10 protein-coding genes are annotated in these 12,600 nt (G+C 35.4%); all 10 read left to right on the top strand.

Features of this window, described 5'->3' with window-relative positions; genetic code table 11:
* Positions 1-296: 296 nt before the first annotated feature.
* The 10 genes from RT261_RS17340 to RT261_RS17295 all read left to right on the top strand — a co-directional run bounded on the left by RT261_RS17340 (position 297) and on the right by RT261_RS17295 (position 12,584).
* Complete coding sequence (locus RT261_RS17340; RefSeq protein WP_313134347.1) at positions 297-1,718, top strand: PTS mannitol transporter subunit IICB; 1,422 nt, start codon at positions 297-299, stop codon at positions 1,716-1,718.
* Between the two features lie 131 nt (positions 1,719-1,849).
* Positions 1,850-3,943, top strand: a complete 2,094-nt coding sequence (locus RT261_RS17335; protein ID WP_313134346.1) for a BglG family transcription antiterminator — start codon at positions 1,850-1,852, stop codon at positions 3,941-3,943.
* A 36-nt stretch (positions 3,944-3,979) separates the two neighbouring features.
* Entirely contained in the window at positions 3,980-4,405 is a 426-nt protein-coding gene (locus RT261_RS17330; RefSeq protein WP_313134345.1) for a PTS sugar transporter subunit IIA, read from the top strand.
* Positions 4,406-4,411: 6 nt separating this feature from the next.
* Complete coding sequence (gene pfkB / locus RT261_RS17325; RefSeq protein WP_313134344.1) at positions 4,412-5,341, top strand: 1-phosphofructokinase; 930 nt, start codon at positions 4,412-4,414, stop codon at positions 5,339-5,341.
* A gap of 179 nt (positions 5,342-5,520) precedes the next feature.
* A complete protein-coding gene (locus RT261_RS17320; RefSeq protein WP_313134343.1) occupies positions 5,521-6,783 on the top strand; it encodes a zinc-binding dehydrogenase in 1,263 nt (420 codons plus the stop codon).
* Positions 6,784-6,798: 15 nt separating this feature from the next.
* Positions 6,799-7,062: an HPr family phosphocarrier protein gene (locus RT261_RS17315; protein ID WP_313134341.1), complete on the top strand. Its 264-nt coding sequence runs from the start codon at positions 6,799-6,801 to the stop codon at positions 7,060-7,062.
* A gap of 343 nt (positions 7,063-7,405) precedes the next feature.
* The gene (locus tag RT261_RS17310; RefSeq protein ID WP_313134340.1) at positions 7,406-8,449 is read left to right on the top strand and encodes an extracellular solute-binding protein; all 1,044 of its coding nucleotides are present in this window, start codon (positions 7,406-7,408) and stop codon (positions 8,447-8,449) included.
* A gap of 144 nt (positions 8,450-8,593) precedes the next feature.
* Positions 8,594-10,288, top strand: a complete 1,695-nt coding sequence (locus RT261_RS17305) for a sensor histidine kinase (protein WP_313134339.1) — start codon at positions 8,594-8,596, stop codon at positions 10,286-10,288.
* A 37-nt stretch (positions 10,289-10,325) separates the two neighbouring features.
* On the top strand, positions 10,326-11,105 hold the full coding sequence (locus RT261_RS17300; protein ID WP_313134338.1) for a response regulator transcription factor: 780 nt from the start codon (positions 10,326-10,328) through the stop codon (positions 11,103-11,105).
* Positions 11,106-11,249: 144 nt separating this feature from the next.
* Positions 11,250-12,584: a hypothetical protein gene (locus RT261_RS17295; protein ID WP_313134337.1), complete on the top strand. Its 1,335-nt coding sequence runs from the start codon at positions 11,250-11,252 to the stop codon at positions 12,582-12,584.
* Positions 12,585-12,600 lie beyond the last annotated feature (16 nt).

The following is a 12,600-nucleotide window of genomic DNA, read 5'->3' as shown; positions in this document are numbered from 1 at the left end:
CACGAGGGTAACAGATGCAAAGCATCTGCGGTAGCAAAATTTATCCTATACACCACGTTATCCTTACAAAAATATAAATTAAGGCATTATGAAAGCCCCAGTAACACTTTCTGAGTTCTCTACAACCCTCAAGCAAAGCGTCCTACTGCGATAACTTTTTAATTATGTCATTAACGTATAGTGCCAAATTAATATTACTTCAAGTTGTATAAACCCCGTGTTACCTAGTATAATGGAAACATGAAGATGATTGGCCGATCGTTTCTTCGGAATAAAACCAGAAGAGAGGGTATGTAATGAAAGAAAGAATTCAGGTATTTGGAAGATTCTTAAGCGGTATGATAATGCCTAATATTGGGGCATTTATAGCATGGGGACTTATTACTGCTTTTTTTATACCAACAGGCTGGGTGCCAAATGAAAAATTTGGAGCATTAGTTGGTCCAATGTCTACCTATTTGTTAACTTTATTAATTGGATTTACAGGCGGTAAAATGGTGGCTGGTCATAGAGGTGGCGTTATTGGTGCCATAGCTACTATGGGTGTAATTGTTGGAGCAGATGTACCAATGTTTTTAGGCGCCATGATTATGGGACCTTTAAGCGGATGGATTATTAAACGATTTGATAAATTATTTGAGGGTAAAGTAAAAGCGGGTTTTGAAATGCTGGTAAATAACTTCTCCCTTGGTATTATAGGTGCAATCTTGGCTTTAATTGCATTAACCGGTATTAGCCCAATCGTACAAATATTAAATTCAGTAATGGAATCCGGCGTTGATTTCTTCGTAAGCCATGGAATACTTCCACTTGCCAGTATATTTATTGAACCGGCAAAAGTTTTATTCTTAAATAATGCGGTGAATCATGGTATACTTTCACCAATGGGAATGGAACAGGTCAAGGAAGTAGGAAAATCTATATTCTTCTTGTTGGAAGCCAATCCCGGACCTGGTCTTGGAATTTTGTTAGCATATTGTCTGGTTGGTAAAGGAGATGCAAAAAACTCAGCACCTGGCGCAATTATTATACATTTTCTAGGCGGTATTCATGAAATATATTTTCCTTACATATTAATGAATCCTACCTTATTACTAGCTGCAATTGCTGGTGGAGCAAGCGGTATATTTACTCTTAATTTATTAGGCGGTGCATTAACTTCTCCGGCATCACCAGGAAGTATTTTAGCTATTCTTCCATTAACACCGATAGGAAGTCATGTGGGTGTTATATTAGGAATTATAATATCTACTGCAGTGTCCTTTGTAGTTGCAGTACCATTATTAAAGATATTTGGAAAAGAAGGAAATCTGGAAACAAGTAAAGAAGCAGTGAAAGATATGAAATTAGCATCAAAAGGAATTACATCCGTAACTGCTCCTGGAAAAGCTGCAGATGGCTCATCGGAAGCTGCAATAACCAAAGAATTAGGTGTTATAGAAAACATTGTATTTGCATGCGATGCGGGTATGGGTTCCAGTGCAATGGGAGCAACGGTACTTCGTAAGAAATTGGTGGCTGCAGGATTAGGGCATATTAATGTAGTCCATTCATCTGTATCCTCCATTCCGGAAAATGCGCAGATTGTGGTAACGCATTCTGAATTAAGGGAACGTGCTTCCCATAGTAATCCTAATGCAAAGTTAGTATTGATTCATAATTTCCTGTCAGCTCCTGAATATGATGAGTTAGTGACGGAGTTGAAAAACAGAAAATAGGAACATGTAACAGAACCAAATCAGAACTAAGAACCAAATTAGAACAAAGATCCAAATCAGAACAAAAATCCAGATTAGAATAAAGAAGCAAAATCAGAATGGCAGACCAAAATAGTATAAGGAGGAAGACCATGACTTTATCACCAAGACTTCGGCAAATATTGTTCATTATGCTTAAAGAGAATCAGATTATTTCTGTCCAAAAACTTGCAGATGAAATTAAAGTGAGTAAGCGTACCGTTCAAAGAGAGCTGGAAGACGTGGATGTTTCTTTAAGTAAATATGGTCTTTCCCTGCAATCCAAGACAGGAATTGGTATTTGGCTGGAAGGTGATTCGGATAATAAGGAGTCCTTGTTATCCAAATTAGAGGAAGAGGATATGATAGACTCCGGTGATATAGAAGAACGCCGAAAGCTATTGATTCTAGAAATATTAAAGGATCTTTCTCCTAAAAAGTTATATTATTATGGAAATATCTTTGGTGTAAGTGAAGCAACTATTAGTAATGATATGGAAGCAATCCAAACCTGGTTTGAACAATGCAACTTGAAACTGATTCGCAAGCCAGGTTATGGAGTTGCATTAGAAGGCAGTGAAAAGAATTATCGCATTGCTTTACGGAAATTTATAGATGAAAACATGGATAATAAGATATTCAGAAATCTTATTGATGAAAAAAATAGAACAGTTATTGATGTAATAAGAAACAGGGAAGAAGAAAATATATACAACTTACTGGACGAAGACATATTAAAACGGGTAGTGATCTGTTTTTTAAGTATACGCGATAAAAGAATACTACGGTTAACGGATACTTCCTACATCGGGTTACTGTTGCATATAACTATTGCAGTCAGCCGGATTTTGCAACATGAAATTATTGAACCCAATGAGGATTTAATCGATAAACTGCATAAAGACGATGACTATGATTTAGCCTTGTATATAGCTAATTCTCTGGAAGAAGAATTTCAAATTGAGATACCGGATATAGAAATCGCTTATATCTTCCTTCATATTAAAGGCTCCAAATTGCAGTATATCGATGGAGAAGGAATGGAAAATCAATCAGAAAGAGAAGAATTATTAAGCTTTATTAATAGTATGATTGATGCTTATGATGAAGCTTTAAGCTATGAATTAAAACAGGACGAAGAATTTATAGCCGGTTTACTGGCACATTTGCAGCCTACTTTTGTTCGTTTAAAAAATCATATGATGATCTCCAATCCATTATTGAAACAAATAAAAGAAACTTATTCTGATATTTTTCAGAGGTGTTTAAAAGTAGGTAAATTAATTGAAACGAAATTAAAATGTAAGGTGCCCGAAGAAGAAATTGGATTTTTGTCCATGCATTTTGGAGCCGCTGTAGTTCGGTTGGAAAATCAAAAGGAAAGTAAGCGTAAAGTAAATATCGGTATTGTTTGTGCCAGTGGAATTGGAATATCCAGACTAATGCTTTCTAAGTTAAACCGTTTCTTAAAAGAGCGGGCGGATATTACAACTTATGGGAAAGAAGATTTAAACCCTTTGATTCTTGGTAAATTAGACTTCTTAATATCCAGCATTACTTTAGATAATATGGAGACTGATATTGTTAAAGTCAGTCCTTTGTTAATTGAAAAAGATCTAGAACAAATTGATGCAAAGGTGAGAAAGTATGCAAAAACCCCTAAAAAGAATATGGCCACTACGGAATTTAGCAGACAATTAGAACAAGTTAATTTTACCATAACCCAAATCAAACATATTATTAAAGAATTTGAATGTATTAAGGTAAATAATGATATCTCTTTTGATGAACTGCTAGTGGCGGTAACAGAAAAAATAGCCTCTTATAATAATAAACGCCTGATGATTCAGGAAGATATTAAAAAAAGAGAAAAAATTGCAACTCAGGTAATACCGGAATACGATTTTGCTTTGTTGCATTCCAGAACAAAAGGAGTTATAAAACCAAGCTTTTCAGTATGTCTGACGAAAGACTTAAAAGAATTTAAAGAGCCTTATTTAAAATCGGTGCATACCGTAATTATTATGTTAATACCGGATGATGAGCATACAAAAGAAAACGGAGCAATTCTTGGATTTTTAAGCAGCCGGTTGATTGAAGACAATGAATTCTTAGGTGTAATATTTACCGGTGAGAAAGAAAAAATAAGAAATTTTATATCCAAGGAGCTAAAAAAATATTTTAATCAATATTTAGAAACCGTTTAAAAAATAAGATTTATTGCATAAGGAAGGAATGACAAAATGGAGCTGCTTCAGAAAAAAAATATCATATTAGGATGTAAACCAAAAGAAAAAGATGAGGTAATACGTGAGGCTGGAATGTTGCTGTATAACAGTGGTTATGTAGAAAAAAGCTATATTGATGGCATGTTGGAAAGGGAAAAAACCTTCTCTACCAATATCGGTAATGGAATCGCAATTCCCCACGGTGTAGAAGCTGCAAAACAAGACATAAAAGCATCTGGCCTGTCAGTTATGGTATTTCCAGAAGGAACTATGTGGGATGATGAGCCTATGTATGTTGTAATCGGTATCGCTGCTGTGGGAGATGAGCACCTGAACATTCTGGCTAATATAGCAGAGAAATTGTCAGACATGGAAGCGGTTAAGCAATTAATCCTTAGCGATGTAGATACGATTTATAATATCTTTATGGGAAAGGAATAAAAAGAGATGATTATAACTGTTACGATGAATCCTGCCATTGATAAGACCGCTGATCTGGCGCATTTTGAACATGGTGGTTTAAATAGATTATCCGGTGTAATTATGGATGCTGGGGGGAAGGGAATTAATGTATCAAAGACCATTCGTGAGCTTGGGGGAGAAACCATTGCTACCGGATTTATAGGGGGAAGCGGCGGTGTACTTATTGAAAAGGCTCTGTCAGAACTGGGAATTCAAGCTGATTTTGTGGTCATCAAAAATGAAGTCAGAACGAATCTGAAAGTAGTTGAATCCAACGGTTTAGTTACAGAACTAAATGAACCCGGACCTGTTATTCATAAAGAGGAATTAGATGAATTAACAGAAAAGCTGATAAATTACGCGAAAGAAGATACCTTATTCGTTTTTGCAGGAAGTATTCCAAATGGAGTAGATACTTCTATATATAAAACATTAATAAAGAAAGTAAAAGAAAAAGGAGCTAAGGTATTCCTGGATGCAGACGGGGAGTTATTTATAAATGCCATTGAAGTAAAGCCGGATATTATTAAACCAAACCGCCATGAAATAGAGAAATATTTTAAGATGGATTACCGTGCCGATGAAAAGGAACTATTGGATATGGGAAATAAACTATTGGATAAAGGTATCCATATGGTAACCATATCCCTTGGACAGATGGGGGCACTTTTCTTAACAAAGGAACAAAAGTTAAAATGTCCCGGTTTAAAAGTAGAAGCACATTCTACTGTTGGCGCTGGTGATGCTATGGTTGCCGCCTTGGCATATGGATTAGATCAGGGTCTTGACTTAGAGAAATGTGTGAAACTAAGTATGGCTGCATCGGCAGGAGCTGTTACAACAAAAGGTACGAAACCACCGAAAAGAGAATTGGTGGATGAGTTAATGGAAAGAGTTAAAGTAATCCAATTGTAATTATTAAAATTTACAGTATAAAAATAATACACAAATTAATTTAAAATGAATTGGTAATTATTTCTTTATTATTACCTTGGTTTAATTTTTTCAAAATTTAGTTAACATAATAATATTATGTATACTCTATCTGTGTTTTATTACTTAATGGAGAAAAAAAGAAAGGCAGGAGATGGACCATGAAAACAAAAGCAGTAAGAATGTATGGAATGGACGATTTACGTTTAGAAGAATTCGAATTACCAGATATAAAAGAAGATGAGATATTAGTAAAGGTAATCAGCGACAGTATCTGTATGTCTACATACAAATTAGTAAAGCAGGGGAAGAAACATAAAAGAGCACCTCAAAATATAGATACCAATCCAATTATCATTGGTCATGAATTTGCCGGCGATATTGTGAAAGTCGGTTCTAAATGGCAGGATCAATTTAAACCCGGACAAAAATTTGCTTTGCAGCCGGCGCTTAATTATAAAGGCAGTTTAGCATCACCGGGTTATTCCTACGAATACTTTGGAGGCGCTTGTACCTATTGCATCATTCCTCATGAAGTTATGGAATTAGGTTGTTTGTTGAATTATGATGGGGATAGCTATTTCGAAGCTTCTCTTGGTGAACCTATGAGTTGTATTATAGGCGGTTATCATGCCAACTATCATACCAATAAACAAAATTATAATCATGCTATGGGTACGAAAACAGACGGTAATATATTAGTTTTAGGCGGTTGCGGTCCAATGGGACTTGGGGCCGTAAGCTATGGCTTAATTATGGAGAATAAGCCCAAGTGCCTGGTGATTACAGACATAAGCGATGAAAAAATAAAAAGGGCGAAGGAAGTAATATCCGAAGAAACAGCTGCTGCAAAAGGTATTGAACTGATCTATGTAAATACAGCAACTATGAAGGATGCGGTGTCAGAATTAATGGAACTAACAGGTGGTCACGGCTATGATGATGTGTTTGTGTATATTCCTATTCGTGAAGTAGCTGAAATGGGAGATCGGCTTTTAGCCTTTGATGGCTGCATGAATTTCTTTGCGGGCCCTACAAATAATGAATTTAAGGCAGAAATAAATCTATATAATGCCCATTATACCAGTACACATATTATGGGCACAACTGGCGGTAATACAGAAGATTTAAAAGAGGCCCTTTATCTGTCCGGTAAGAAATTAATTGAACCTGCAGTTATGGTAACTCATATAGGAGGCATAGACAGCATTGCGGAGGCCACCATTAATTTACCGGATATACCGGGAGGGAAGAAATTAACTTATACCCAGTTCAACATGCCTTTAACTGCAATTGATGATTTTGAAAAACTGGGTGAAACAGATCCACTATTTAAAAAATTATCAGAGTCTTGTAAAAAACATAGAGGTCTATGGAATAGTGAAGCAGAGAATATATTATTTGAGCATTTTGGAGATAATTAAATAAGAGGTGATGATATGGTTAGTAAGAAAGTTATAGTAAAAAACAAATCTGGTCTTCACGCAAGACCAGCCAGTGAACTGGCCAAAACAGCTATGAAATGCAATTCGGATGTAACAATTAAAGTGGGAGAAAGGAAAGTAAATCCCAAAAGTATATTAAATTTAATGGCTGCGGCAATAAAATGCGGTACTGAAATTACTGTAGAGTGTACTGGAGATACGGAAAAAGAAGATCTCAGCGCAATTATATCAAGTATTGAAAATGGCTTAGGGGAATAATTTATTCTACCATCGTTAGAAATTTAGAACTCATATTCTATCACTTAAAAAGCAGAAAATAATCAGTTGTTGATACTTTCTGCTTTCTTTTTGTTAATAAATAATTACTGATTTGATATAATTAAATACGGATATAAAATACCGAATTGTATAAAATGCAGTATTTGTACTTACCTTTTAAGCATTTTTATGTTAAAATAAAAAAGGAAAGCGCTTGTATTAATATATAACTGTTAAAATACACAAAAAACACCAATCTATTATGAATATAATGTATTTTCATTTGTATCTATTAAGCTTATCTATATTTCATAAACGACAGTAGAATAATTGGAGGACTGCTATGAAACGTAAAATAATAATTACGATTATACTGTCATTCTTTGTCATACTTTTAATTGGATATACAATATCAAAAAGAAATCTCAATATACAAAACAGCGAGAATGAACGGGAGGAATTAGTGATTTACAGTTCCCACCCTTTGGATTTTCTCAAACCGTTAATTGAAGAATTTGAATCCAGGACAGGAATACTGGTAACAGTTGTCAGTGGTGGAACCGGGCAATTAATCGAAAGAATTGAAGAGGAACAGGATAACCCGAAAGCAGATATACTATGGGGCGGAACTTTGGCTACATTAAAACCTCAGATGTATTTGTTTGAGGAGTACTCTTGTGCCAACGAAGATGTCATTCAGGAAGAATTCAGGAATAAAGAAGGAATGTTTACTAAGTTTTCTGATGTACCCAGTGTCTTAATGGTTAATGCAGATTTAGTAGGAAATATAAAAATTAATGGATATAAGGATTTACTAAATCCTGAATTAAAAGGTAAGATAGCTTACTGCAGTCCTGCCGTATCTTCCTCTGCTTTTGAACATCTTATCAATATGTTATATACAATGGGTGACGGTAATCCGGAGGAAGGCTGGGATTATGCAAAACTCTTTTGTGAGAATTTAGGCGGAAATCTGTTGAAAAGTTCAACAGAAGTTTACAAGGGTGTTGAGAATGGTGAATTTGTTGTGGGGCTTATATTTGAAGAAGCTGCTGCCGCTTTGGTGGCGAATGGTGAACATATAAAAATTGTATATATGGAAGAAGGAGTCTTATCTACACCTGACTGCGTTACAATTGTAAAGAATTCACCCCACCCTCAAAATGCCCGGACATTTATTGATTATGCTACCGGATATGGAGTTCAGACCATGATAACCACAGAACTTAACAGGCGGTCGGTTCGCGTGGATGTAAAGATTCCAAAGTATCTTAAGACAAAGGATGAGATTACAATTATTCATGCAGATCGTGAACTGGTTTATGAAAAGAAAAAAGAATGGATACAAAAATTCAAAGAAATATTTTTAGATATTAATGAAGAATAAGAGATAAGAAACGCATATATAAGTTTCATTGGTAATCTAGGATGCATAATGGAGTTAATGTGAATTATTGAGACGTATAATTCATACCTTGATTTGTGACAGTGCTGGATCTGCAAGCAGACGCAGCATGCAATGGGAGCTAATATGAAAAGAAAAAGAATAAGATTCTTTAGTGATAATATAAGGCATATGTTTATCTTATATGCAATTATACCGGCTTTCCTGATAGCCTGTTTATGTATGGGTCTAATCCTGGGAATATGGCAATATAGTGTTTCTACCACAAACCGCGCAGCCAATGCCAAGGTAAGCAATGTATTGCAAGAGGTTGTGGATATCTATGTAAGTGAAGCATTGAGTTTATCAAAGGATATAACGTTAACTGCGGATCCGATTGATACAAATAAGCTGGTAGAAATAAGAAGATCCATGTATAATCTTTTTGCAGAAACGGGATATTCTGCAAACCTGTATATTTTAGATAAGGATCTGAATTCCCTTCTATCCGATTATAATCATATGCCCGGTTTTTTAATAGATAATTCTTGTTATGATTGGGGCGTCATTCGAGAAATTCGCGAAAAACCTCAGGATATTTCCATAAAGCTTGCAACAGATGAAGGGCGGATTCTGTGCATTGGTACAGGAATACAAAAACAAGGAGAACTGGCAGGCTATATCGTAGTGACGATTCCTGCAGATGAATTTCGGTTATTGTTGGCACAGGTATCACCGCAAACGGTTATTACAGATGCTAATGGGTGGATCTATCTCACTAATAATTATGCTTTTCAGGATACCTTAGGGCGCTTTGCAAGAGAACAGGAATATTCCCAGGGATTTATTCAGTATCAGGATAAAGGATATTATCTGTCCCAAAGTAAGGTATACAAGGATAACTTACAGGTGTACACCATTACAAGCCATGATATGGAATCAAGAATGTTTTATACTATGAGCATGTTCATTCTGTTTATATTTGCCGCAATTATTATAATTACCTATTTTATCAGTAGAAAAGTTGCTAAAAAGAGTACAAGGGATATATATAAAATAGCCGAGGCATTTGAACAGGTTAAGAAAGGTAATTTGGAACGTTATCTGGATATTCACAGTAGTGTTGAATTTAAGGAAATCGGTGAAGCATATAACTTAATGCTTGATGGCTTAAAAAATAATATTAAAGAAAATAAGGAGCTGACCAAACATGCCGCATTTGCCCAGGTAAAACAACTGGAGGCTCAGTTTAATCCTCATTTTCTTTTTAATACGCTAGATAACATACGCTTTATGAGTAAGATTGATCCGGAAGCTTCGGATAAAATGATCATTGCTTTATCAACACTGCTTCGATACAGTATCAGTGATGCAGAGGAAGAAATTCAAGTTGAAGAAGATATGCGATATACAGAAAGTTATCTTACTATTCTAAAAATAAGGTTTAACAGAAGATTTACTTATGATATTGATATAGAAGAAAAGGTCAAGAAATATTTAATTCCTAAACTAATGATGCAAACACTTATTGAAAATGCCGTTAAATATGGATATGCAGAAGGAGATTCACTACATGTTACCATTAAGGGATTTGAAAAGGATGGAAATTTAATTTTTATTTGCAGAGATAGTGGTGGTGGAATTAAAGAAGACATGTTAAAGCAGATCAGAGAAAACCTTCTGCTTCCGGTAAATAGAACAAATCATCATGGTATTTACAATATACATCGAAGAATACAATTAATGTATCACGGGGATTATGGAGTTACTTTAGAAAGTAAATTGGGAGAGGGAACAGTTGTAACTTTGACGCTTCCTGTTCACATGAGCTCTGAGTTGTAGCTGCATTGTATTATATGGAGAAAGAAGGTAAAAGATTATGCTTAAGGTACTAATAGCGGAAGATGAGGATATTATCAGGAAGGGGTTAGCCTATACCATTGATTGGTTAAGCATAGGATATGTACTGGTGGGGGAAGCGGCAAACGGTGAAGAGGGAATTGAAAAAATCAAAGAATTGAAACCGGATGTGGTGCTTGCAGACATTATGATGCCAAAAGTAAATGGACTTGAAATGATTCGCCGGGCCAGGGAAGAAGTCCGGTTTAAAAGTGTAATTCTCACAAGCTACGCGGAGTTTGATTATGCAAAAGAGGCGATTGAATTAAAAGCATATGATTATCTTATGAAGCCGGTTGATGTAGATGAATTAAAAGAAGTTATGTGTAAACTGCAAGCTGAAATAAAGCATGAGAAGGAAAAGGAACTGGTATTCCGGCAGAAAAATCAGGGGATGGACATTGAACTGCTTTCTTCCGGTGATGCCTATAAGAATCCTTATGTTAAGAAAACAATAGATTTCATTAAAGAACGTTATATAGAAAAGATAAGTATTGAAAGTATTTCAGAGGAATTAGAGGTAAGTTCCAGTTATCTTAGCAGGAAGTTCAAGGAAGAAACGGGACATACCTATCTTGACTTTTTGAATATGTACCGGGTACAGCAGGCAATAAAACTTCTTAATGAAGGAATTTACCGTGTTTATCAAGTATCAGATATGACGGGATTTTCAGATTATAAGCATTTTTGCTTAGTTTTTAAACGTTATACTAAGACCTCACCTACGGAATTTATAAAAAATAAGGAATATACCAGTTAATAGTTCATTTTTAAGGATAATTATGCACAAAAGAAGGTATCAATATAGCCACAGATTATCTAAAATGTATATATGAAGAATACAATTTACGGGGGATACATATTGTATGACTTCAAATAATAGATAAAATGTGGAGGATGGAAAATGAAAAAGTTAGTATCACTTCTTTTGGTTCTTACAATGATCAGTACAATGCTGGTTGGTTGTGGAACATCGCAGACAAATAAAAGTGGAGAAAAAAGTGAAGCAGAAAAAGTCATTGAACAGGCAGAAAAAATGACACTTGAAGAACTGTATAAGAAAGCAATTGAGGAATCTAAGGGTAAAACCATGTATGGTATCGGTAACTCAAGCCGCGGTGCAACGGCAGCAACCGGTTTCATTGAAGAACTGCAAAAAATTGACTCTTCCTATAATGGAACTATCGAATGGTCACAGCCAAAGAATAACTCAATTTTTACTCTATTAAATGCAGATATCACCAGTTCTAGTCATACATATTCTATGACTCTGATTCAGGATGGAAACCAGATTCAGAGTAAGATGTTAGATACTGGTAACCTTCTTAATTTCATTCCCAAGGAATGGAAAGAGGCAAATGGTGTTAATGAAAAGGAAAACGGACATCCCTTAACATTACAGACATTAAATAAGGTATTCATGTTTAACAATCTTGGAAATAAAACTTACACAAATTGCTGGGATTTTGTGTATGAAGGTTCAAGTCCACTGTTTATGGGCGCTGATTCCGAACCTGTCGGAAAAAATTTCTTATATATGTTAACCAATGATAAATATGCAACCTACCTAAAGAAAGCATTTGATTCTTTAGACAGCACAAAGCAGGCTTATTTCCAAACAACCATTGATGAAGTGGCTGAAGATGCAAAGAATCTTGGATTATCTGGCGATAATGCGAAATACGGTTTGGCGTGGATTAAGCATTGGTGTGAAAAATACAACGAACAGACAGACGACGGCCCTATCTGTAACGAACTTGTTACAACCTCAGCTGTTGGTGAAAGTGGTCTTTTAGTTTATTCAAAGCTTCGTTCTGTAGAGGAATCAGAAACTGTTTCAGTAAACAATGTAACAGTAGCAGCTTATCAGGAGGATTATACAGGAATTGGCGGATATGCCTATAAACATTATCTTCAGCTTGTAAAGACAGCTCCCCTTCCATGGACAGCTTGTGCTTTCATCGCCTATATGGTAACTACAGAGGAAGGTTTTTATGCATGGGGCAAAGACATGGGCGGTTATAGTGCTAATCCTAATATCAACCAGGATCATTCACAGGATGGTTTTGTAGATGGGGTTGATACCTATTCTGCTAAAAATGACAGAGGATATGACTGGTGGGTTGGTGAAGATGGAGGAGCCCTTGTAGTAGAAGATCCTAAGTACTGTTCAGAAGTATCTTTCAATATGAGTGATTGGATAGATGTTATTATTGGCAATAAAGGTACAACAGAATAATCATTTTTGAAACCAA

The organism is Anaerocolumna sp. (assembly GCF_032079385.1).
In the GTDB taxonomy this organism is placed as follows: domain Bacteria; phylum Bacillota; class Clostridia; order Lachnospirales; family Lachnospiraceae; genus Anaerocolumna.
Note: the sequence above shows the minus strand (reverse complement) of the source record. Positions and strands in the feature narration are given on the sequence as shown.